This window comes from Raoultella sp. (assembly GCF_039594335.1).
In the GTDB taxonomy this organism is placed as follows: Bacteria; Pseudomonadota; Gammaproteobacteria; order Enterobacterales; family Enterobacteriaceae; genus Klebsiella.
Genome location: NZ_JBCNNS010000016.1, coordinates 1 through 22,661, shown reverse-complemented (window position 1 = coordinate 22,661; position 22,661 = coordinate 1). Strand labels below are relative to the sequence as shown.

Sequence of the window (22,661 nt, the reverse complement as noted above, 5' to 3'; positions counted from 1 at the left end):
TCCGTCAACGGAATGCACGCTTAACACATCAAGGAATAAGGGGAATGGGGCGGTTAGATTGTGGGACATCGGGCGGATTGCCCAATCCCCAGCGCCTGTAAGGCCTCAGCGGCGACGGCGGCGGCATGGTCGGCCACCTGCGGTAGACCCATCAGTTCGCCAAAATAGCCGCGCGCCGCCGGGCCAGAGATCAGCAGATTGGGCACCGCTCGCCCCTCCCGGCCAATCGCACGGGAGTGAGCATCAACGTCCAGCCCAAGGCCCAGCTTATCGGCGCGGATCAGGCCACGATCGGCCAACTCGCGCAGCAGCGGCTGGCTGTCGATCAGCCCACCGTGGGCCGGGCCGGTCGTCAGAATCAGGCGATCGACAGTCAGGGCAACAGGTTTGCCTTCGCGCGAGGTCAGGGTAAGCGCCAGAGAACGGGCCTCACTCTCCAGCGCCGTCAGTCGTGCGGCCAGCACCTTCAGGCTCCCCTCGCGCTGACGTTGTTCGAGCACCTCGGCGACCTGTGGCGCAATACGATAACGATGCACATCCCAGTAGCGCCGCAGATGACGCAGGAAACGCTGGCGATCGGCAAACGTCAGGGTCTGCCAGATGAGTTGTCCCTGCTGACGCACCGCGTCGAGCACTATCTGCCAGGGTAGCCCCTGCTCTGCCGCACGGGCAACATCGGCGCGCACCTGCCGCAGCCGTTGACGGAGCGACCCCTGAGCGTATTCACCCGGCCAGGACGTTGCAGCGCTGCCGGTATTACCCCGGGACAGCAGACCGCGGCGCGAAAAGGCGGTAATCGGCCCGCGGTGGCCGAGTCGGGATAGCGTGGCGATGCAGTCCGCCATCGTCAACCCGGTTCCCATCACCGCCACCCGCGCATCCGGGGCGATCGTGGCGAGGCTGTCCGCACGCCACGGGTTGGCAATCAACGCCGGATGGTCGTGAAAAGGCGCCGCCAGCCGCGGCAGCGCCGGCGGCGGATGGCTAATTGCCAGGATCAGCAGATCGTTTTGCAGCCGACGACCGGTATCGGTGGTGATACCGGTTTCGTCAAAGGTCAGCGCCTGTTCGCGCAGGTGAACCAGCCGCCCGGCGCTCGCCTGTACCGCCTCGGCAAAACGCTGGCTGACGTAGCGCCCGAACTGGCCGCGCTGGGGATAGAGCGCGCCGTCTTCACGCCACGCCTGCGGGTCGTCAGCAAAAGCAGGTTGACTGCGGTACCAGCGGTCGAAAGCGCCCTCCTCCTCACCAGCCAACTGCATCCGCGAGGCAGGCACGTTGATTCGGTGGCTAGGTTCCGCGGTGGAATAGGCCACTCCCGCGCCGGGAACAGCACGCGGCTCCAGCAGCGTCACCCGTAACCCTTGCGGCATCAGGCCAAGCAGATGAATGGCCACCGCCGCGCCACTAAAACCGCCGCCGACGATAACGATGTGAGGTTCAGCCCGCATAGGTCACCGCCTTATGAAAGAAGAAGCGAAACATAGCGACCTCCGCTCAGCTGGAGCTGACCTGTTTCACCGGGCGCTTATCGCCGCCGATGGTTTCACCGAACGGCCCGGTATTGACACCGCGCGCCTTTGACTGCGCGTTGCTGTCCAGCGGCAGCAGCGGCATCACCAGCTCGGCAAAGCGGTGCGCCTCTTCCAGATGCGGGTAGCCGGAGAAAATAAAGTTAGTGATCCCTAGCGCCTGATATTCACGGATGCGCTCCGCTACCTGCTGAGGATTGCCCACCAGCGCCGTCCCCGCTCCGCCACGCACCAGACCGACGCCAGCCCACAGATTCGGCGCAATACGCAGATTATCGCGAGAGCCGTTGTGCAGGGCGCTCATCCGCGCCTGGCCTGCGGAATCCATGCGTGCAAAAATCTTCTGTGCCTGGGCAATGGTGTCATCATCCAGATGAGCAATCAGCCGGTCGGCGGCGGCCCAGGCCTCCTCTTCCGTTTCACGGACAATCACATGCAGGCGAATACCGTATTGCAAAGTGCGTCCGCGGGCGGCGGCGCGTTCACGGACGATAGCCAGCTTTTCCGCCACTTTTTCCGGCGGCTCGCCCCAGGTTAAATAGCTGTCGATGTGTTCAGCGGCGACGTCGATGGCGTCGTCTGACGAGCCGCCAAAATAGAGCGGCGGACCATCTTCCTGCACCGGCGGAAACAGCACCTCCGCCCCTTCGACATGAATATGCTTGCCATGATAGTCCACCTTTTCGCCTTTCAGTAAACGGGCGTAGATGTCGAGGAATTCACGGGTCACCTGGTAGCGTTCACTGTGGTTGAGGAAGATCCCGTCGCCTTTGTTCTCGACCGGATCGCCGCCGGTCACCACGTTGATCAGTAACCGCCCCTCCGACAGACGATCGAGCGTAGCCGCCATCCGTGCCGCCAGCGTTGGCGGCTGTAGCCCGGGGCGCACCGCCACCAGATAGCGCAGGCGACGGGTCAACGGCGCCAGCGCCGACGCCACCAGCCAGGAGTCCTCGCAGCTTTTTCCGGTCGGAATCAGGACGCCGTAGTAGCCGAGGCTATCAGCGGCCAGCGCGACCTGTTGGAGATAAGGTAAATCCACCGGGCGGCCGCCTTCGGTGGTGCCCAGATAACGGCCATCGCCATGGGTGGGCAAAAACCAGAACACATTGATCTTATCGCTCGCTTTCTGCGTCATTATCTATTTCCTATATAACCATATTCGATATTTATCGAATGGATGTTTTAATTTGGTTATATGTGTGTTAGCGATTATCGTGCCAATCACGGGACAAAAATAAATAAAATAAAATCAATATATTAAAAAACAAGCTCGGCATCTCAGCTGTTGCAAATGCACCAGCACCTGCGTGGTCGCTGTCGGTTTTGCAGCAAACCGACCGCGTCTCCCTCTGGTGTCCGTCGCCAGTAGAGGATAAGTTCAAAGCGTCATTTAACGGAGGTCCGCCATGCTCAATCCTGAATCCCTGTCCGATACGCCCGTGCTCATCGACCCGGCGTCGAAAGCGTTTCAGAGTCTGCTGGACAAACTGGCGCCAACGGAAGCCACCGTGCTGATCGTCGGCGAAACCGGCACCGGTAAAGAGGTGGTCGCCCGCTATCTTCATCATCACAGCACACGTCGCCATCAGCCGTTTCTTGCCGTTAACTGCGGCGCGCTGACAGAAAGCCTGGCGGAAGCGGAACTCTTCGGTCATGAAAAAGGCGCCTTTACCGGCGCCGTGCAGAGCCACCCCGGCTGGTTTGAGGCCGCCGAGGGCGGGACCCTGTTGCTCGACGAGATCGGCGAATTGAGTCTGCCGCTGCAGGTCAAGCTACTGCGCGTGCTGCAGGAGCGGGAGATTACCCGCGTCGGTTCGCGCAAGGCCATCAAAGTGAACGTGCGGGTCATCGCCGCCACTCATGTCGATTTAGCCCAGGCTATCCGCGAACGCCGCTTCCGCGAAGACCTCTACTACCGTTTGAATATCGCCATCGTGCCGCTGCCGCCGCTGCGCCAGCGCCGCCAGGATATTCCTCAGCTGGCCAATCATTTTTTAACGCTGTATGCCCGCCGACTGGGTCGCCCGACCCTCCGCCTGGCACCAGAAACGCTGGCGAGGCTGATGGACTATCCGTGGCCCGGCAATATCCGAGAACTGGAAAATACATTACATAACGCAGTGTTACTCAGCAAAGAGGAGGAGATCACGCCCGCGCAGCTGCGGCTGAGTACGTTGCACGACACGCCGGCGACCGCCACGGACAACGAGTTGGATAGTTTTATCTCTCAGCAGCTTAACCAGCCCGGCGAGGCGCTGTGGGAACGCATCACCGGGGCGCTGATCCGCGGAGCAATGGCCCACTGCGATGACAACCAGAGCCAGGCGGCGGCGCTGCTGGGCATCAGTCGCCATACCTTACGCACGCAGTTAGCCAACATTGGACTGATTAAAAGCCGCCGGCGGTTAGAAACCACGCTGCGCCCGCTGCCCCGCACCGTTTCCGCCGACCGCGAGCTACGTATTGGCTATCAGCGTTTTGGCAACCTGGGCATTTTAAAAGCCCGACAGAGCCTGGAAAGCGCCTTCGCCGATCTCGGCGTCAGCGTGCTGTGGAGCGAATTCCCCGCCGGACCACAGTTGCTGCACGCTCTCGCCTGTGACGAAATCGATTTTGGCACGACCGGCGAAGCGCCGCCGGTCTTTGCCCAGTCCAGCAACAGCGAGCTGGTGTACGTGGCGTGGGAACCGCCCGCGCCGCAAAGCGTCGCGATGGTTGTCCCGCAGCATAGCGCGATCCACACGATTGCCGACTTGCGCGGCACGCGTATTGCGCTGAACAAAGGGTCAAACGTGCACTGGCTGCTGTTGCAGATTCTGGAGGAGGCGGGGCTGAGCTTGAATGACGTCAGGATTGTCTACACCCCCCCCAAATACCCGCTGACCGCCAGCGACTATCTGGCGGTGGATGCCTGGATGATGTGGGATCCGCTGTTAAGCGATGCCGAACACACCGGGGAGTTACGGGTGGTGGCCAACGGCGAAGGTCGGGTGCAAAACCATCAGTTCTACCTGTCGCGCCGCGACTACGTGACGCGTCACGGTGATATCATGCAGCGTCTGATGCATGAGCTGACGCAAACCGGGCAGTTTATCGATCGTCGACGGGATGAAGCCGCCGGACTGCTGGCAGCGGAGCTGGGGATTAACGTCGCGTCGCTGTCGATGGCGCTGTCCCGCCGCAGCCATCGCCCGCGGATGATGGATCTCAAAGTGATCCGCGCGCAGCAAACAATTGCCGACCGTTTTTATGCGCTGGGCCTGATCGGCAAGCCGGTTTCGGTCCGTGAAGCGGTCTGGTACGGCGAAGCCACCAACAGCGAACCGGGCCTGCTGCTGCACGCCGATTAAGCCTCTTTGCGGCGCATCTTCCCGAATCCCCCCGTGCCGATAGCCTCTCCGCCACGGCAATGATACCCTTAAGGTTCTGTGAATAAGGGCCTGTTGCGACAGGCTCTCCAGGAGGTATCTGTGGCCGTTCATCTGTTAATTGTCGACGCACTCAATCTGATCCGCCGCATCCATGCGGTCCAGGGCTCCCCCTGCATTGACACCTGCCTGCACGCACTGGATCAGCTCATCGTTCATAGCCAACCAACCCATGCCGTAGCGGTTTTTGATGACGAAAATCGCACACACGGCTGGCGACATCAGCGCCTGCCGGAATACAAAGCCGGACGAGCGCCGATGCCAGAAACCCTCGAAGCCGAAATGCCCGCCCTGCGCGCGGCCTTTGAGCAGCGCGGGATCCGCTGCTGGGCCTTAGCGGGCAGCGAAGCGGACGATCTCGCCGCCACGCTGGCGATCAAAGTCACCCATGCCGGGCATCAGGCGACGATCGTCTCTACCGATAAAGGCTATTGCCAGCTGCTGTCGCCGACGATTCTGATCCGCGACTACTTTCAGAAACGCTGGCTGGATGCCCCTTTTATCGCCAAAGAATTCGGCGTTACGCCAGAGCAACTGCCTGATTACTGGGGGCTGGCGGGGATCAGCAGCTCAAAAATCCCGGGAGTCGCAGGAATCGGACCGAAGAGCGCAGCGCAGTTATTAACGGAGTATCAGGATCTGGAAGGCATCTATGCTCAGCTGGCGAAGGTGCCTGAAAAATGGCGCAAAAAACTGGAAGAGCATAAAGAGATGGCCTTTACCTGCCGCGAGATAGCCCGCCTGCAGACCGATTTACAGCTCGACGGCAATTTACAGCAGCTGCGGCTGACTCCTCAAGCGTAAACAAACAGGGCGCGGCCATCCGCGTGATGAAGCCTGCAATCATATGGGCCAAGGCATCCACGCCGGTCGCGCTATTTAACGCCGGCGGCATGCCGTCGATCATGTCGGCATCGATAAAGGCCACCGGAGGAATATCATGTGGGTCGGCGATAGCCCTTCCAGAACACCCCGCCGATTTGCCAGCAGATGAGCAAATGCACGCTGCAATCGTTACAGCCGATCGACAAAGTGAGTTTAATCATTCGGGGAAGGCCAGTACTGGCCATCGGGATGATGCGACACACGCTCTTTCGCCCCCGCAGATAGCGGCAGAATAACCGGCGAGGAAAGACACAGAAGAGAGCCCGGATAACGATGCGGTTATCCGGGAAGCGACACCTTTTAGCGTTCGTCGCGACGGCCGCCAACGGCCGCCCACAGGCGACGGACGTGAACGGTCACCTCTTCACGATCGTGATACAGCTGACGCGCCTGGATCTGGGCATTAACCCCGTATTCATCCAGCTGTTCCTGAATATAGGCGAGGTTACGCGACAGCTCTTCATAGCGCTTTTTCATCGGCAGCTTAAGGTTAAAGATGGTTTCCCGGCACCAGCCGTTCACCAGCCACTGTGCCATCAGCGCCGCCACTTTTGCCGGTTTCTCCACCATATCGCACACCATCCACGAGATGTTGTTGCGCGTTGGGCGATACTTGAAACCATCTTCACGCAGCCAGGTCACCTGCCCGGTATCCATCAGACTCTGCGCCATCGGACCGTTATCCACGGAAGAGACCCACATGTTGCGTTTCACCAGTTGATAGGTCCAGCCGCCGGGGCAAGCCCCCAGATCCACCGCATACATCCCGTTGCCCAGACGCTCGTCCCACTCATCTTGCGGGATAAAGACGTGAAACGCCTCCTCCAGCTTCAGCGTAGAACGGCTCGGCGCATCAGACGGGAACTTCAGACGCGGGATACCCATATAGAACGGCGAGTTGTTGGTGGTGTACGAGTAACCGGTATAGCAGCAGCCGGGGGCAATAAAGAACACATGCACCACCGGGCGCTTCGGCGTTTCATAGTTGGTGAGCACGCCCGCTTCACGCAGCGCAGCGCGCAGCGGAACCGTCAATTTACGGCAGAACTTCATCAGCTCTTTGCTTTCATTGGTATCGGCCACTTCCACCCGCAGATCGCCACCCTTCTCGACCACGCCCTGTAGCATCCCGACAATCGGCGTGATGCGATCTTCCGGCGGCAGGTCACGCAACAGTTCGCCGGCCACAAACATCTGACGGGCGAAAACCAGTGAGCTGAACGGCAGTTCACGCACCAGTTTGTCACCATCTTCCATCTGATAGCATTCAAAAATGACATACCCAGAGTCTTCTTTCACTCGGGCAAAACCAAACACCTCAAGGCGGGAGGCCTTATCAGTAATTTCTGCTGCGCACTCCTTCTCAAACCCGGGGCGACAATAGAGGACAACCTTATTCATGAACAACGCCCTTACGTTTCAGACGAATTGCACCAATTAACATTAAAACCCAACCGGCGAGGAAGCTCACGCCTCCTACCGGCGTCACGAACACCCACAGGCGTAAATGCGACAGCGCCAGGCAATAGAGACTGCCGCTGAACAAAACGGTACCGAGCGCCATAAAGACGCTGCTCCAGTAGAACCAGATACTGATACGGCGCTGCATCGCCACCGCCAGACCAAAAATGGCCAGGGTGTGGAAGGCCTGGTACTCAAGCCCGGTATGAATCCAGGCCATTTCCGCTGCGCCTAACGTCCGGCTTAATACGTGCGCACCAAAGGCGCCCAGAGCAACAAAGATAAAACCGCTTATCGCGGCGAATATCAGCATAAATCGGCTGGTCATGTTTTACCCTACAATCATTTATTGTTCGTAACGAAAACGAAATTTTTCTTGTTCGCTCGCCGCTTTTGCCAGTATCCATTGTCGGAAAGCGGCTATTTTACCCAGTTCAGCCTGACTGTCATGACAAACGAGATAAAACGCATTCTTACTGACCAGAACATCATTAAACGGGCAGACCAACCGGCCGGCCTCGATTTCGGACTGGGACATCACATTATTGGCCAGCGCGACCCCTTGCCCGTGAATAGCCGCCTGCAGCACCATCGCGCTGTGGCTGAAAATAGGCCCCTGCTGCACATTAATGTGGCTTAGACCAAGCTGACGGGTATAAGTTTGCCAGTCTCGGCGGGAAGCGTCGTGCAACAGTGTATGTTGCGCCAGATCCGCAGGTGTTTTCAACGCCTTGCCACCGGTCAGCAGCGCCGGCGAGCAGACGGGCAGCAGATATTCGGCGTACAATTTCTCGACACGCAGACCCGGCCAGTTGCCGCGACCGTAAAAAATCGCCACGTCGACGTCATCCGCCAGTTTGTCTTCCTGACGGTCCACGGCCTGGATTCTGACATCAATCCCCGGATAAGCTGAGTTAAAGCTTGAGAGTCGCGGCACCAGCCACTGGATCGCAAAACTGGGCAGTAAACTCACCGTTAAGGCCCCTTTCGCGCTTCGGGCCTGCAGTTTACGCGTAGCCTCGGTCAGTTGCGAAAAAATCTCTTTAATATCCTGAAAATAGCTCTGGCCTTCTTCCGTCAGCAGCAACGATCGATTGCGGCGGCGAAACAGCTTCAGCCCTAGAAAATCTTCTAGTGACTTGATTTGATGACTTACTGCGGCCTGCGTCACAAAAAGCTCATCTGCTGCGCGAGTGAAGCTTAGATGACGTGCGGCTGCATCAAAAACACGTAATGCATTCAGGGGTGGTAATCGCTTTGACATGGTTATTCTGGCTTAGATGTTAAGGCATTTTAACAAACAGGAAACAACAGTTAACCTATTAGTTTTTTTTATCTGAGCCATTATAATTTGTCCGTTGAGGTTCTACCAGCAAATACCTATAGTGGCGGCACTTCCTGAGCCGGAACGAAGAGCTTTTTTTGGAATGCGTGTTCCAACAAGCTTTTGGCTTACGGTTGTGATGTTGTGTTGTTGTGTTTGCAATTGGTCTGTGTTTGCAGACCATGGTAGTTAAGCTACCCTTTTCACTTCCTGTACATTTACCCTGTCTGTCCATAGTGATTTAATGTAGCACCGCAACAAGCGGTGCTTTTTTTTGCCTGTCTGCTGCCGCACTGCCGGAATCTCCTCCTCTCTTCCTTTCGCCAGCCTTGCCCTGATGACTAAATTGCGCGACGATCGACGTATTGCAACGAGGAACTCCATGAACGCATTCAACCCTGCTCACTTTCGCGCCCAGTTTCCTGCGCTGGCCGATGCCGGCGTTTACCTTGATAGCGCAGCGACGGCGCTGAAGCCGCTCGCCACGATCGATGCCAGCGACCAGTTTTACCGCCTCAGCGCGGGCAACGTTCACCGTAGTCAGTTTGCCGCCGCACAGCGCCTGACTGAACGCTATGAAAATGCCCGTGAGCGTGTGGCGGCGCTACTGAACGCCCCGTCCGCTAAAGATATCGTCTGGACACGCGGCACCACTGAAGCTATCAATATGGTGGCGCAGAGCTACCTTCGCCCGCGCCTGCGGCCCGGCGATGAAATCATCGTCAGCGAAGCGGAGCATCATGCCAATCTGGTTCCCTGGCTGATGGTCGCAGAGCAAACCGGTGCCCGGATCGTGAAGCTCCCCATCGGTGCCGATCGCCTGCCCGACGTCGCCCTCCTGCCTTCTCTTATTACACCGCGCAGTCGGCTGCTGGCCATCGGCCAGATGTCCAACGTAACCGGCGGCGGCCCGGACCTGGCGACGGCAATCCGCCATGCGCATGACGCCGGTATGGTGGTGATGGTTGACGGCGCCCAGGGCGCGGTTCATTTTCCCGCCGACGTTCAGCGGCTGGATATCGATTTTTATGCGTTTTCTGGCCATAAGCTGTACGGACCAACGGGAATTGGCGCGCTGTACGGCAAAACCGCGCTGCTGGATGCCATGTCGCCCTGGCTCGGCGGCGGCAAAATGATTACCGAGGTCACCTTCGCCGGATTTGCCACTCAGCCGGTTCCCTATCGCCTGGAGGCCGGGACGCCAAATATTGCCGGCGTAATTGGCCTGAGTGCGGCGCTGGAGTGGCTGGAAGAGACCGATATCGTCCAGGCTGAAAGCTGGAGCCGCAGCCTGGCGACGCTGGCGGAAGATGAGCTGGCGAAGCGGCCAGGCTTTCGTTCCTTCCGCTGCCAGGAGGCCAGCCTGCTGGCGTTTGACTTCGCCGGAGTACACCACAGTGATATGGTGACCCTGCTGGCGGAGTCGGGTATTGCGCTGCGTGCCGGACAGCACTGCGCCCAACCGCTGCTAGCGGCACTGGGCGTCAGCGGTACCTTACGCGCCTCGTTTGCGCCCTATAATACGCAGGATGATGTTTACGCGCTGGTTCATGCCGTTGACCGCGCTCTGGAAATACTGGTGGATTAATGACGACTTCTCACCCTTTTGCTACCAGCATCACCGAAGAGACCTTACGCCAGACGTTTATCCCTCTCAGCCAGTGGGAAGACAAATACCGTCAGCTGATTTTGTTGGGTAAGCGGCTGCCTGCGCTGCCGGATGACCTGAAAGAACAGGCGAAGGAGATTGCCGGATGTGAAAACCGCGTCTGGCTGGGCTATACCGTTGATGCTGAGGGGAAGCTGCACTTCTTCGGCGATAGCGAAGGCCGGATTGTGCGCGGTATGCTGGCGGTGCTATTGACTGCCGTTGAAGGAAAAAGCGCCGTCGAGCTGCTGGCTCAGGAGCCGCTGACGCTGTTTGATGAGCTGGGGCTGCGCGGTCAGCTGAGTGCCTCGCGCAGTCAGGGGCTGAGTGCACTGCGCGAAGCGGTTCTCGCCGCCGCCCGCGAGGTTTAATGTCTCTTTTAACCTCACCGGTGGCACAGGAACAGCTCCCCGGCGGCGCTACGCTGACCGGGGCTACCGTCAGCACCGTACCGTAGCCCGGGCAAAGGATTTATCCCGCCGCCCGGGGGAATTACCCGGCTGAGACCGCTTCACGCTCCGCCTTCGCCAGCATTTTCTTCAACGCATGGGACACAGCGGCAAAACCGAAGGTCGCGGTGACCATCGTCGCTGCGCCAAATCCGGAGGCGCAATCCATCCGTTTCGGGCCATCAGCGGTGCTCTTCATGGCGCATACGCTGCCGTCAGCCTGCGGATAGACCAGCGCTTCGGTCGAGAAGACGCAATCCACTCCCAGCTTACCTTTGCTGTTCTTCACCACCCCGAACTGACTTTTCAACCGCTCGCGCAGCTTTGCCGCCAGCGGGTCCTGGATGGTTTTCGCCAGATCGGCTACCTGAATCTGCGTCGGGTCGATTTGCCCGCCCGCGCCACCGGTGGTGACCAGCGGCACCTTATACCGGCGACAATACGCGATTAACGCCGCTTTGGGACGTACGCTGTCAATCGCATCAATCACATAACTGAAGCCAACACCAAGATACTCAGCAACGTTTTCCGGCGTGACAAAATCGTCCACGACCGTCACCTGACACTCGGGGTTAATCAGGCGAATACGCTCGGCCATCACCTCGGCTTTCGCCAGCCCGACGTTCCCGCCCAGGGCATGAACCTGTCGGTTGGTGTTAGTGACGCAGACATCATCCATATCAATCAAGGTAATCGCGCCAATCCCGGTTCTTGCCAGCGCTTCCGCCGCCCAGGAGCCCACGCCGCCGATGCCGACCACGCAAACATGCGCGTCGGCAAAACATTGCAGCGCTTTTTCACCATATAAACGCGCCGTGCCGCCAAAGCGTTGACGCCAGGCATCGCTGATTACAACAGACATAAGACCTCAGAATGCATCAGGGCCTGCCAGCGCAAGCCCCGTCGTGCGAATAAAAAATTAATGCAACCGCCAGGCAACTCCGGAGGCGGCGCGTTGCGCCGATCCGGGCGACAAAATATCAGACGGTAGCGCGTTAACCGCCAAAGACATTGCCAGCACCCGGGGCATTTTTCAGCACCCAGACGCGACCATAGTGGTTGTACCAACCGGCCCGGTGGCCGGCATCTGCTCCGATACCCTGGTAGATATCGAAGTGCTGGCCTTTAATCGCCCCGCCAACATCCAGCGCGACCATCAGACGCAGCTCGTACTTGCCGTTAAACTTACCGCTATTATCCAGCAGAGGCACTTCCGCCAGCAAGGTCGTTCCCGGCGGAATAATGCTGCGGTCGGAAGCCACCGAGGCGCGGCCAATCAGTGGCACCGCGCTGGCCCCTTTTACCGGGGCAAAAGACTGCGGTTTAAAGAAGACGAACGACGGGTTCTGTTCAAGCAGTTCGCGAACTTCGGCTTCACTGTGCTTCTCGCCCCATTCACGGATCGCCTGCATCGACATATCTTCTTTCTTCACTTCACCGCGATCGATCAGGACTTTACCAATGCTGCGATATGACCAGCCATTTTTCCCGGCATAGCTAAAGAAGTTCAGCGGCGAGCCGTCACCAAAATCAATATAGCCGCTGCCCTGCACGTCCATGATAAAGTTGTCCATCAGCGAATTGCTGTAGGCCAGAATATAGTTGTCGCTCAGGGCGCCGGCGTAAATGCTGGCGCGGGACGGCAGCTTACCGCGCTTCGGCGGCATGCGATAAATCGGGTACTGGAATTCACCCTGACGAGTATGGCGCGCCTGCACCACCGGGGTGTAGTAACCGGTAAACTGAACGTTACCGTAGCTATCGGCGCCCTGCATCTGCCAGGCATCAATGCCGAACTGGCTCAGGGTGCGGGTATCGCCACCGGCGCGCAGCCACTCCTGCAGCGCGTTATAGATGTTGCTCTGGCTATTATAAAGGCGCGGTGACGCGCTGCGGATCTGACGGACCTGCTCAGAGAAGTCCCCGGCGTTAATTGGCGAACCGACCGCATCAGGCTGGTTAACCAAAGAGAACGGCTGGGTCAGCTTCCCTTCATTATACTGCTGGCCGCGATCGGTCGGTTTTGAGGAACAGGCGGCGAGCATCGCCAGCATTGCTCCTGTCGCTATATACTTTGCCCAACATCCTTTCATGGTATCTCTTCTTTATGCTGCTTAGCCGCGGTTCGTGATGAGGGAAGATAACAAACCCCCAGGGCTATTGAAATGCGCGAAAGCACCACAAATACAACTCTGCTCAAAAAATAAGCCGAAAGTGGTTCTTTATACACCATTTATTACAAATTTGATGATTTTACTGAAAAAGGGTTGCATCAAAACGCGAGCGGAGTATAGTGCGCTTCCACGGACGCGGGGTGGAGCAGCCTGGTAGCTCGTCGGGCTCATAACCCGAAGGTCGTCGGTTCAAATCCGGCCCCCGCAACCAATTAAAATCAGATAGCAGTAAGCTTTACTCGATGGAAGAGTAAAGACGGACGCGGGGTGGAGCAGCCTGGTAGCTCGTCGGGCTCATAACCCGAAGGTCGTCGGTTCAAATCCGGCCCCCGCAACCAATTTAAAATCTGATGCACAATTTACTCAATGAAGAGTAAAACGGACGCGGGGTGGAGCAGCCTGGTAGCTCGTCGGGCTCATAACCCGAAGGTCGTCGGTTCAAATCCGGCCCCCGCAACCAACACAATGAACACCCTGACGGGTGTTTTTTTGTTTCTGCGTCCCGGTCACGGCAGCGCAATGCCCCAACCTCTCACAGACAGAATCCCCCGGCGTCAATCAGACGCGCTTTCTACCTGTCTGCGTCAATGCTCGTCTTTTCTTGCCGATGATGCCAGACGCGCCATCGCCGCTCTGACGAAGCGGACATGGCGCGCGAAGACGAATAGCCCCGGCGTAACTTATCGTGAAATCAGACTCACAGCAGGGCCAGCAGGAAAACCAGTTCGCCCAGCTCAATCGCCGCCCCCAGCGTGTCACCGGTTTGCCCGCCCAGCGTACGTTTCAGCAGTTGTCCGAGGATAAAAATAGCCGCCATGGTGATCCCCAACGCCACCACGCCATGCATGCCGGGCAACAGCATGGCGGTAAGAATGGCCGCTAAGCCCAGCGTCACGCAAGTTTGCCGCCCGCTGACCTTGCCGATAAAGACGTTACCCAGCCCTTCTTCGCGGGCGTAGCGATGGCGATACATCAGCAGCACGGAGACGCCACGCCCGGCGGCACAGGCGGCCGCCAGCGCGGCCAGCACTGGCGTTCCACGCAGTGCCAGTTCACTGACAACCAGCACTTTTGCCAGCAAAACAAAAATGAGCGCCAGCCCACCGTGGGTTCCCAGCCGACTGTCACGCATAATCTCCAGCATCCGTTCCCGACGACGGGCGGAAAAGACACCGTCGCAGGTATCGGCGAGGCCATCGAGGTGAAACCCACCGGTCAGCAACGCCAGCGCTAAAATGCAAAACAGGGCCGCAAGCGGCAGACCACACCAGGATTGAACGGCAAAAAACACCAGGCCACTTAACCCTCCTAACAGCGCCCCGACCAGCGGAAATGTGACGATCCCCCGAACATACCGATCGATCTCAAGCCCCCGTGACCAGCGATCCGGCACCGGTAATCGGCTGAGAAAAGAGAGCGTGGCCCAGAATAATTTGATCATTTAATTTTGACTCCAATACCTGATACCACCAGCCAGACCTCATCCGCTGCCGCAGCCAGGCGCTGGTTAACCCGCCCGGCAATATCACGAAAATGCCGTGCAAGGCGGTTTTCCGGGACAATCCCCATCCCCACCTCATTGGTGACCAGCACCACTTTTGCCGGGCAGCGCTGGCACGCCGCGATCAGCGAGTGAATCTCCTCGTCAATCACCCGCTCCATTGCCGCATAATCCCAGTCGTCCGGGGAACACTCTCCCCCCTGAGCAAACAGCATGTTGGTCACCATGGTCGTCATACACTCCAGCAGCACGGCTTCGTGCGGGTCGTTATACGGCGTAATGACCTCATCGAGATGATGCCAGCGTTCGACGGTACGCCAGTGCGCCGGGCGGCCATCGCAATGATGCTGGATCCGCTGCGCCATTTCGTCATCAACGATCTGCGAGGTGGCAAGATACAAAACCTGCGCTGAATCGGCGATCAGCGCCTCCGCGTGGCGACTTTTCCCGCTACGGGCACCGCCGGTAACCAGAATCAGCATGATGGCTCCTGATGCTGCTGCATGATGTGGTAAATCTTTTCAATATCAATATGCTGGCGCATGGCAGCCGCCAGGATATCAAACTGCTGCGCTTTGTATTGCGCATAGTGAAGCGTACGATCCAGCGCTTCCAGCCCTTTGCGCCGACGCAGGCCGTTGACCAGCGCGCGGGTGAAATCATCGCTGTCGAACAGGCCGTGCAGGTAAGTCCCGAATACGAGTCCGTCATCCGTCATTGCTCCGTCCGCCACCTGATCGCCATGTTTCTCCAGTTGCATAACCGGACGACAGCGCCCGTTAAGGGTCGTTTCCCCCATATGAATTTCGTAACCCCGCACCCGCAGGGCAGACGCTCCCGCCAGCCAGTCCGGCAGCGCACTCGCCATTGTCGCTTCGACCCGAGTGGTGGTTTTATGTCGGGCAAACTGCGTCACGGTAGTGAGCAGACCGAGTCCGGGCTGCGTCCCCAGGCCGGATTCCACCTCATCAACAATCGTCTCTCCCAGCATTTGATAGCCGCCGCAGATCCCCAGCACCGGGATCCCCTGCTGATGCGCCTGCAAGACGCCCGCCGCCATCCCGCTGTCGCGCAGCCACAGCAGATCGCCCAACGTATTTTTACTGCCGGGCAGGATAACCAAATCGGACTGCCCCAGTTCCTGCGGGTGTCGCACGTAGCGCACGCGGACATCCGGCTGCGCCGCCAGCGCGTTGAAATCGGTGAAGTTTGAGGTATGGGGAAGCTGGACAACCGCGATGTCGATCTCACGCTGCGCGGTACGCAGATACTTCCCTTTCTGCAGCGCTACACTATCTTCATCCTCAAGGTCGACCTCCAGCCACGGCAGTACTCCCAGCACGGGGACGTCGGTTAAGGCTTCGATCTGTTCAATTCCGGAAGAGAGCAGCGCGATGTCGCCGCGGAATTTATTGATAATGACCCCTTTCACCCGCGCGCGCTCCTGCTCCTCAAGCAGCGCCAACGTCCCGTAGATCGCGGCGAAGACGCCCCCTCTGTCGATATCGGCAACAAGGATCACCGGGCACTGCGCCATCTCTGCCATCCCCATATTGACGATATCGCGATCGCGCAGGTTGATCTCCGCCGGACTACCGGCCCCTTCCAGCACCAGCACGTCGTACTCCTGTGCCAGGCTACGATAGACTGTGAGAATCTGTTCGCGCAGGCGCGGTTTATACTCGTGGTAGCTCACCGCATCCATATCGGTCGCCACTTTGCCCATCAGCACCACCTGGGCTTTAAGGTCGCTGGTGGGTTTCAGCAAGACAGGATTCATCCGCACATCGGGTTCGATACCGGCGGCTTCGGCCTGAAAGATCTGCGCCCGCCCCATCTCTTTACCGTCCGCCGTGATCCCCGAATTCAGCGCCATATTCTGCGATTTAAACGGCGCCGTACGCCAGCCATCCTGATAAAAAATGCGGCATAAACCGGCTACCAGCACGCTTTTACCGACATCGGACGCCGTCCCCTGCAACATGATTGCCTGCGTCATGAGCCCTCCTCGCACGCGTTTTCTCGCATTGTTTTCCCATCCTGCTTGTTGTGTGCTGCCACTGCCAGGCGCCGGAAGGCGATCCTGATTGCGCCCTCAGGCCATCCCTGTCCAGAGATACCGCGCGACCATAAATATCACCAGCGCCAGCGTCGAGGCGACCCACATCAGGCGAAGGGCGCGGGGAATATCCTCGACCGAAATATCGCGTACGGCGTCGCCAATCCAGGGTTTGTCCACCCGCTGGCCAAAATAGTCATTCGGGCCGCCGAGTCGGATCCCTAACGCGCCGGCGACGCTGGCTTCCGACCACGCGCAGTTGGGGCTGCTGTGTTGATAGCGATCGCGCCAGCCAATACGCAGGGCGCCCGCGCCGTCGTAGCGACATAACAACGCCGCAAGGCTAAACAGCAGCCAGCTCAAACGCGCGGGAATACAGTTCGCCGCATCGTCAAGGCGGGCGCTGACCATACCAATGGCGCGATATTTTTCATGTTTATACCCCACCATGGAGTCAAGAGTGTTAACCGCTTTATAGGCCATCGCCAGCGGCGCGCCGCCCAGCAACAGGAAGAACAGCGGCGCAATAATGCCATCGACGGTGTTTTCTGCAACCGTCTCCACCACCGCGCGATTTATCTGTTCAGGCTGCAGCCGTGCGGTTTCGCGCCCGACAATCCAGGAGAGCTTTTCCCGGCTTAGCGCCACATCGCCCGCGCGTAGCGGGCGTTCAACTTCCCGGGCGGAATCCGTAAGGCAGCGTCCGGCCAGAACCGTAAAGATCATCCACACTTCAACACCCCAACCCAGCCAGGGATGGAGACTTGTCGCCAGTGTCAGTAGACTCCAGGACAGGAGCCAGCTCAGGCCAACCACCGTCAGCCACATCAGAGCGCCGCCGACGCGCAACGCGCGATCGCTGTGGCAATACCGGCGCACAATACGTTGAGTCAAGGTGATGAGAGTGCCTATCCAGCGCACCGGATGCGGCCAGCGCGGCGGGTCGCCGATGATGACATCGAGAATCCAGGCCACGCACCAGGCAAGTAACGTCATCGCCCGGGCCTCGTTGCCGCCCGCCTACGAGCACAAATAGATGAATGGAGTCGTACCGCCATACCCTGTTCCTGTTCAGGGTGGTCGGGGTGGCAAGGTGCGTCTGACGCCGTCGTACGACGGCACGCATCTGAGCAACCCACTTCCCACCGAAGTTGTTGGTAATGACCGACAGGCAGGTTTTGTGGCTTAGCATCTTCCTCACCCGCCCTTCCCGAATTCATGGCCGGTGGTATTGACGGGGTTGTCAGCATCACAGCTGCGGGGCTGCGAAGGCGTGCTCACCCCCTCCCTGGGCCTGTTGGTTATCCTGCGGCCTATTATGCCATACGGAGGAGCCGGTCGCTTGCAGTCAGACGGCAGCGGCGAGGATGGTGCTGAGCGCCGTAAGCAGCAGTTGATTCTCCTCGGGGCTGCGAATTGCCACGCGGTAATAGCCGTTTTCAAGTCCCGGATAGTTAGCGCAGTTGCGGATCAGGATATGCTGCTGCAGCAACGCCTGCTGCAGATCGAGCCCCGGGAAATGGCAACGTAAAAAAAGATAATTCGCCCGCCCTGGATATACAGTCAGGCCGGGAAGCTGGCGGAGGGCCTGATAAAAGCGGCTTCCCTCCTGCGCCAGCCATCGCCAGGTGGCCTGCTGATAGGCGTCATCCTTGAGCGCCCTTTCCCCCGCCAGAGCGGCAAACGCATTGATCGACCACGGCATTTGTTTCTCGCGCAGTCGGGCCACCACCCGTTCATCGCTGTTAACCAGATAGCCCAGACGCAGGCCGGGAATAGCGTAAAATTTGGTGAGCGAACGGAGCACCCAGATATGCGGATTGTGCTGCAGAAAGGGGATAAATCCCGGCTGGTCGGGAATAAAATCGATAAACGCTTCGTCCAGAATGAGTGTGATGCCGGCGTCCCGACAGCGGGTGGCAATCGCGTCAAGCAGCGGGCGTTCCGGTAACAGGCCGGTCGGATTATTGGGCGTACAGAGGAATAAACAGTCCAGCTCTGGCGTCAGCGCCTCGAGAATCGCGTCGGTTAGCTGCCAGCCATCTTCTTCCCGCAGCGCGAACTCGAGGATAGTGCAATCTACTGTCTGCAGCGCACGGCGATATTCCGCAAAACCGGGTTTCACCACCATCGCCGTGCGCGGCTTCAGCCCGTGAACGAGCGTAAAAATGGATTCGGTTTCGCCATTGCCTGCCAAGATCCACGGTGCGGGAATACGGTGATGTTCCGCCAGTGCAAGGTGCAGCTGCTGGTATTCAACGTCAGGGTAGCGCTCCGCCTGGGCAAGATTCTCGATCAGCGCGCGTCTGACGCTTTCCGGCATGCCAAGAGGATTAATATTGGCACTGAAATCCCGCAGCTGTTCCGCCGCGATGCCCAGCAGCGCAGCGGCTTCCCGGGTATTACCGCCGTGCGCGCTTTTCAGTAACGCCATTTCCCGCTCCCGCGTTATCCGCGCCTTGCCAGCGTGGCGCCATCGGCGAAGTAGGCTTTAATTCCTGCCAGAATCGACTCCGCCACCTGCTGCTGGAAGGTCGCCGTTTTCAGCTTCCGTTCTTCTTCGACGTTACTGATAAACGCCGTTTCCACCAGGATCGACGGAATATCCGGCGCTTTCAGCACCGCAAAGCCCGCCTGCTCCACCTGATTTTTATGCAGATTATTGATTCTGCCCATTTTTTGCAGCACCGCTTTACCAAACTTCAGGCTATCGGCGATGGTCAGCGACTGCACCATATCGAACATCGTATGGTCGACATAGCGATCGCCGCTCTTGCTGACGCCCCCGATCAGGTCAGAAGCGTTCTGGGTCTGCGCGAGGAATTTCGCGGCGGTACTGGTGGCGCCTTTGGTCGACAGGGCAAAGACCGATGAACCTCGCGGCTGTCGGCTGGTAAAGGCATCGGCGTGAATCGACACGAACAGATCGGCGCGCTGCTTTTGCGCCTTGGCCACGCGAACCTTCAGCGGAATGAAGACATCCTCATTGCGGGTCATATAGGCCCGCATGTTGCCCTCTTTTTCGATCAGCGCCCGTAGCCGGCGAGCAATCTGCAGCACCACATCTTTCTCACGGGTATGGTATTTGCCGATCGCGCCGGAGTCTTCACCGCCGTGGCCCGGATCGAGCATGATCACGATAGGCCGGTCGCGCCCGGCTTTACCCGGCTTCGGCCCGCTTTCTGCCGGAGGAACCTGACGTTCGAGATCGCCCTTGTTGTAATCTTCCAGTAACGCCAGCAGCGGATCCTGAACATCCGTGGCGGTCGAAGGATAGAGATCCATCACCAGACGTTCTTTAAAGCCGGCTACCGGCGCCAGAGCAAAGAGCTGCGGTTTGATGTTCTGCTTGAGTTCAAAGACCATGCGCACGGTTTGCGGATCAAACTGGCCGACGCGCGCGGACTTAATATAAGGGTCATCATCGCGAATACTCGCCCCCATGCCTTTTAGCACGGAATTAAGATTGACGCCTTCGAGATCCACCACCAGCCGTTCCGGATTGCTCAACGCAAACTGCCGATATTTCAGCACATGACTGGATTCTACCGTAACGCGCGTATAAGTTGACGACGGCCAGACGCGCACGGCGACGACCTGCGCGGCGGCCGCGAAACCCAGCGGGCTGACGCTCATTAACCACATTGCGCCCGCCCCTTGTAAAAAACGACGACGGCTTAATCCTGACTTGTATCCCGGCATGCCACTCCCAAGCAATAAAACGTATTCGTACTCAAAACAGACAGATTGACCGGAAACTTTAACGAAAGCTGCATAACCTGTCATCAATAAAAGGGTAAACAATCTTAGGCAGCACGCATTTGATCACAGATTTTTATCAGTTTCGTCGCAAATTTAGACTTGCGTTTAGCCACAAAACAGAATAAAAATACACTAATTACGAATAATCATGCATTGAGGGTTGAGTCATGGTGAAGGAGCGTCGCACCGAACTGGTAGAAGGATTCCGCCATTCTGTCCCCTATATTAACGCTCATCGGGGAAAAACGTTTGTCATCATGCTCGGCGGCGAAGCAATCGAGCATGAGAATTTCTCCAGTATTGTCAATGACATTGGCCTTTTACATAGCCTGGGCATCCGTCTGGTGGTGGTCTATGGCGCACGCCCACAGATTGACACCAATCTGGCAGAGCATCACCACGAGCCGGTCTACCATAAACAGACCCGCGTCACCGATGCCAAAACCCTCGAGCTGGTAAAGCAGGCTGCGGGCATGCTGCAGCTGGAAATTACCGCGCGTCTGTCAATGAGCCTGAATAACACCCCGCTGCAGGGCGCCCATATCAACGTGGTCAGCGGCAACTTTATAATCGCTCAGCCGCTGGGCGTCGACGATGGCGTGGATTATTGCCATAGCGGGCGCATCCGTCGTATTGATGAAGACGCGATTCATCGCCAGCTGGATAATGGCGCTATCGTGCTGATGGGTCCGGTTGCCGTTTCCGTCACTGGCGAAAGCTTCAATCTGACCTCAGAAGAGATTGCCACCCAGTTGGCCGTTAAGCTGAAAGCGGAAAAAATGATCGGTTTCTGCTCTTCGCAGGGGGTTTACAACCAGGATGGGGTGATTGTTTCCGAACTGTTCCCCAACGAAGCTCAGGCACGCGTGGAAGAGCTGGAGGCGGAAGAGGATTACAACTCCGGTACGGTGCGTTTTCTGCGCGGAGCCGTGAAGGCTTGTCGCAGCGGCGTGCGTCGTTGCCACCTGATCAGCTATCAGGAAGACGGGGCGCTGCTGCAGGAGCTGTTCTCGCGCGACGGTATCGGCACCCAGATCGTCATGGAAAGCGCCGAGCAGATTCGCCGCGCCACCATTAACGATATTGGCGGTATTCTTGAGCTGATTAGCCCGCTGGAGCAACAGGGCATTTTGGTGCGCCGCTCCCGCGAACAGCTGGAGATGGAAATCGATAAATTCACGATCATTCAGCGTGATAACACCACAATTGCCTGCGCCGCACTCTATCCGTTCCCGGAAGAGAAAATCGGCGAAATGGCCTGCGTCGCGGTGCATCCGGACTACCGCAGTTCATCACGCGGTGAAGTGCTGCTGAACCGCATTGCCACTCAGGCGAAGCAGATGGGATTGCGTAAATTGTTTGTCCTTACCACCCGCAGTATTCACTGGTTCCAGGAGCGCGGCTTTACGCCGGTCGATATCGATCTGCTGCCGGAAAGTAAGAAAGAGATGTACAACTACCAGCGCCGTTCCAAAGTCTTGATGGCCGACCTCGGCTGATGTCACCGCCCCGGATAGCGGCGTAAACGCCTTATCCGGGCTACCTCTCGCCCAAATCCCGTGGCCAGTACATCTCCCATGTAGCCAGCTAAGCGCAGCGCCAACCTGGAGAAACGCTGACGATTGAGCCGGCATTCCCCGGCTTGCGGCGGAAGGTTGAGGTTACACGCGGCTGGCAAAGATGTCCGCCAGCCCGCTGCGCCGCTCGGTACGGGCGACGATGGACTGAGTTAGCACCTGCTCATCGGCATAAATCGAAAGCCGCTGTTTTGCCCGCGTGATCGCGGTATAGACCAGCTCGCGGGTGACCAGCGGGACGATTTTGGCGGGCAGAATCAACGCCGCATGGTCAAACTCCGACCCCTGAGATTTATGCACCGTCATCGCCCACGCTGTGTCGTGCTCCGGCAAACGACTTGGCTGCACCGACTTAATGCTGCCATCCGGCATCGGGAACCAGACGCGCAGCCCCTCTCCTCGCTCCAGCGCAATACCGATATCGCCATTAAACAGCCCCAGCGCGCTGTCGTTGCGCGAAATCATCACCGGACGCCCTTCATACCAGCGTGAATGCCTCGGCAGCGTTATCGCCCGCCGCCGGTTAAGCATCTGCTCCAGCTGTTCATTCACCCCGCTGACGCCGTAAGGGCCGTCACGCAGGGCACACAGCAACTGGAATTCGCCAAAGGCGGCAATCAGCGCCTCCGGCTCGGCCCGCTCGCGCAACAGTTGTAAATAGCGACCATATCCCGTCTGCGACTGCATTAACATGGTTTCATATTCTTCAGTCGTACTCAGCGGGTGCAGCACAATATCCTCGAAGGCCTGGCGTAACGTCGCTCTGACGCCGTGGCGATCGCCGTTGTTCACGGCGCGGGCCAGGCTACCGATGCCGGAATGACTACCGAAACGATAGCTTTTCTGTAGCAGGCACAG

General features: G+C 58.3%; 19 protein-coding genes, 3 tRNA genes, 1 pseudogene and 1 riboswitch. Of the genes and pseudogenes, 8 read left to right on the top strand and 15 right to left on the bottom strand.

Features of this window, described 5'->3' with window-relative positions:
* Positions 1-53 precede the first annotated feature (53 nt).
* The gene (locus ACZAHD_RS04365) at positions 54-1,451 is read right to left on the bottom strand and encodes an FAD/NAD(P)-binding protein (protein ID WP_462455691.1); all 1,398 of its coding nucleotides are present in this window, start codon (positions 1,449-1,451) and stop codon (positions 54-56) included.
* Positions 1,452-1,497: 46 nt separating this feature from the next.
* Positions 1,498-2,670, bottom strand: a complete 1,173-nt coding sequence (ssuD, locus tag ACZAHD_RS04360; RefSeq protein ID WP_462455690.1) for an FMNH2-dependent alkanesulfonate monooxygenase — start codon at positions 2,668-2,670, stop codon at positions 1,498-1,500.
* Between the two features lie 271 nt (positions 2,671-2,941).
* Between ssuD and ACZAHD_RS04355 the strand changes: the two genes are divergently transcribed.
* Together ACZAHD_RS04355 and xni are read left to right on the top strand one after the other, a co-directional pair.
* On the top strand, positions 2,942-4,885 hold the full coding sequence (locus ACZAHD_RS04355; protein WP_462455689.1) for an aliphatic sulfonate ABC transporter substrate-binding protein: 1,944 nt from the start codon (positions 2,942-2,944) through the stop codon (positions 4,883-4,885).
* A 120-nt stretch (positions 4,886-5,005) separates the two neighbouring features.
* On the top strand, positions 5,006-5,767 hold the full coding sequence (xni, locus tag ACZAHD_RS04350; protein WP_462455688.1) for a flap endonuclease Xni: 762 nt from the start codon (positions 5,006-5,008) through the stop codon (positions 5,765-5,767).
* A 13-nt stretch (positions 5,768-5,780) separates the two neighbouring features.
* Here the strand turns inward: xni and ACZAHD_RS04345 are convergent.
* The 4 genes and pseudogenes from ACZAHD_RS04345 to gcvA all read right to left on the bottom strand — a co-directional run.
* Positions 5,781-5,912, bottom strand: a pseudogene (locus ACZAHD_RS04345) (lactaldehyde reductase); the annotation flags it as partial.
* Between the two features lie 236 nt (positions 5,913-6,148).
* A complete protein-coding gene (rlmM, locus tag ACZAHD_RS04340; protein ID WP_462455687.1) occupies positions 6,149-7,249 on the bottom strand; it encodes a 23S rRNA (cytidine(2498)-2'-O)-methyltransferase RlmM in 1,101 nt (366 codons plus the stop codon).
* Complete coding sequence (locus ACZAHD_RS04335) at positions 7,242-7,637, bottom strand: DUF423 domain-containing protein (protein ID WP_462455686.1); 396 nt, start codon at positions 7,635-7,637, stop codon at positions 7,242-7,244. Before ACZAHD_RS04335 ends, rlmM begins: the two co-directional genes overlap by 8 nt.
* A gap of 18 nt (positions 7,638-7,655) precedes the next feature.
* A complete protein-coding gene (gene gcvA / locus ACZAHD_RS04330) occupies positions 7,656-8,573 on the bottom strand; it encodes a glycine cleavage system transcriptional regulator GcvA (RefSeq protein ID WP_462455685.1) in 918 nt (305 codons plus the stop codon).
* Positions 8,574-9,015: 442 nt separating this feature from the next.
* Between gcvA and csdA the strand changes: the two genes are divergently transcribed.
* Together csdA and csdE are read left to right on the top strand one after the other, a co-directional pair.
* On the top strand, positions 9,016-10,221 hold the full coding sequence (gene csdA / locus ACZAHD_RS04325) for a cysteine desulfurase CsdA (RefSeq protein ID WP_462455684.1): 1,206 nt from the start codon (positions 9,016-9,018) through the stop codon (positions 10,219-10,221).
* Entirely contained in the window at positions 10,221-10,652 is a 432-nt protein-coding gene (csdE, locus tag ACZAHD_RS04320) for a cysteine desulfurase sulfur acceptor subunit CsdE (RefSeq protein ID WP_462455683.1), read from the top strand. The genes csdA and csdE overlap by 1 nt, the downstream gene beginning before the upstream one ends.
* A gap of 121 nt (positions 10,653-10,773) precedes the next feature.
* On the opposite strand, the gene tcdA is transcribed toward csdE, so the two are convergent.
* Together tcdA and mltA are read right to left on the bottom strand one after the other, a co-directional pair.
* Complete coding sequence (tcdA, locus tag ACZAHD_RS04315; protein WP_462455682.1) at positions 10,774-11,592, bottom strand: tRNA cyclic N6-threonylcarbamoyladenosine(37) synthase TcdA; 819 nt, start codon at positions 11,590-11,592, stop codon at positions 10,774-10,776.
* A 133-nt stretch (positions 11,593-11,725) separates the two neighbouring features.
* Positions 11,726-12,823, bottom strand: a complete 1,098-nt coding sequence (mltA, locus tag ACZAHD_RS04310) for a murein transglycosylase A (RefSeq protein ID WP_462455681.1) — start codon at positions 12,821-12,823, stop codon at positions 11,726-11,728.
* A gap of 215 nt (positions 12,824-13,038) precedes the next feature.
* Here mltA and ACZAHD_RS04305 point away from each other — a divergent pair.
* The 3 genes from ACZAHD_RS04305 to ACZAHD_RS04295 all read left to right on the top strand — a co-directional run bounded on the left by ACZAHD_RS04305 (position 13,039) and on the right by ACZAHD_RS04295 (position 13,364).
* Positions 13,039-13,115 (top strand) — tRNA-Met (locus ACZAHD_RS04305).
* A gap of 50 nt (positions 13,116-13,165) precedes the next feature.
* Positions 13,166-13,242 (top strand) — tRNA-Met (locus tag ACZAHD_RS04300).
* A gap of 45 nt (positions 13,243-13,287) precedes the next feature.
* Positions 13,288-13,364 (top strand) — tRNA-Met (locus tag ACZAHD_RS04295).
* A 237-nt stretch (positions 13,365-13,601) separates the two neighbouring features.
* Here ACZAHD_RS04295 and cobS read toward each other — a convergent pair.
* The 6 genes from cobS to amiC all read right to left on the bottom strand — a co-directional run bounded on the left by cobS (position 13,602) and on the right by amiC (position 20,166).
* Complete coding sequence (cobS, locus tag ACZAHD_RS04290) at positions 13,602-14,345, bottom strand: adenosylcobinamide-GDP ribazoletransferase (protein ID WP_462455680.1); 744 nt, start codon at positions 14,343-14,345, stop codon at positions 13,602-13,604.
* Positions 14,342-14,887, bottom strand: a complete 546-nt coding sequence (gene cobU, locus ACZAHD_RS04285; RefSeq protein ID WP_462455679.1) for a bifunctional adenosylcobinamide kinase/adenosylcobinamide-phosphate guanylyltransferase — start codon at positions 14,885-14,887, stop codon at positions 14,342-14,344. The genes cobS and cobU overlap by 4 nt, the downstream gene beginning before the upstream one ends.
* Entirely contained in the window at positions 14,881-16,404 is a 1,524-nt protein-coding gene (locus tag ACZAHD_RS04280) for a cobyric acid synthase (protein WP_462455678.1), read from the bottom strand. The genes cobU and ACZAHD_RS04280 overlap by 7 nt, the downstream gene beginning before the upstream one ends.
* 96 nt (positions 16,405-16,500) lie before the next feature.
* Complete coding sequence (gene cbiB / locus ACZAHD_RS04275) at positions 16,501-17,460, bottom strand: adenosylcobinamide-phosphate synthase CbiB (protein ID WP_462455677.1); 960 nt, start codon at positions 17,458-17,460, stop codon at positions 16,501-16,503.
* Between the two features lie 157 nt (positions 17,461-17,617).
* Positions 17,618-17,777, bottom strand: a riboswitch (cobalamin riboswitch).
* Positions 17,778-17,812: 35 nt separating this feature from the next.
* The gene (cobD, locus tag ACZAHD_RS04270; RefSeq protein ID WP_462455676.1) at positions 17,813-18,898 is read right to left on the bottom strand and encodes a threonine-phosphate decarboxylase CobD; all 1,086 of its coding nucleotides are present in this window, start codon (positions 18,896-18,898) and stop codon (positions 17,813-17,815) included.
* Positions 18,899-18,912: 14 nt separating this feature from the next.
* Complete coding sequence (gene amiC / locus ACZAHD_RS04265; protein WP_462455675.1) at positions 18,913-20,166, bottom strand: N-acetylmuramoyl-L-alanine amidase AmiC; 1,254 nt, start codon at positions 20,164-20,166, stop codon at positions 18,913-18,915.
* Between the two features lie 227 nt (positions 20,167-20,393).
* Between amiC and argA the strand changes: the two genes are divergently transcribed.
* The gene (gene argA / locus ACZAHD_RS04260; protein WP_462455674.1) at positions 20,394-21,725 is read left to right on the top strand and encodes an amino-acid N-acetyltransferase; all 1,332 of its coding nucleotides are present in this window, start codon (positions 20,394-20,396) and stop codon (positions 21,723-21,725) included.
* Positions 21,726-21,887: 162 nt separating this feature from the next.
* Here argA and ACZAHD_RS04255 read toward each other — a convergent pair.
* A partial coding sequence (locus ACZAHD_RS04255; protein ID WP_462455673.1) for an ATP-binding domain-containing protein occupies positions 21,888-22,661 on the bottom strand: 774 nt, incomplete at its 5' end.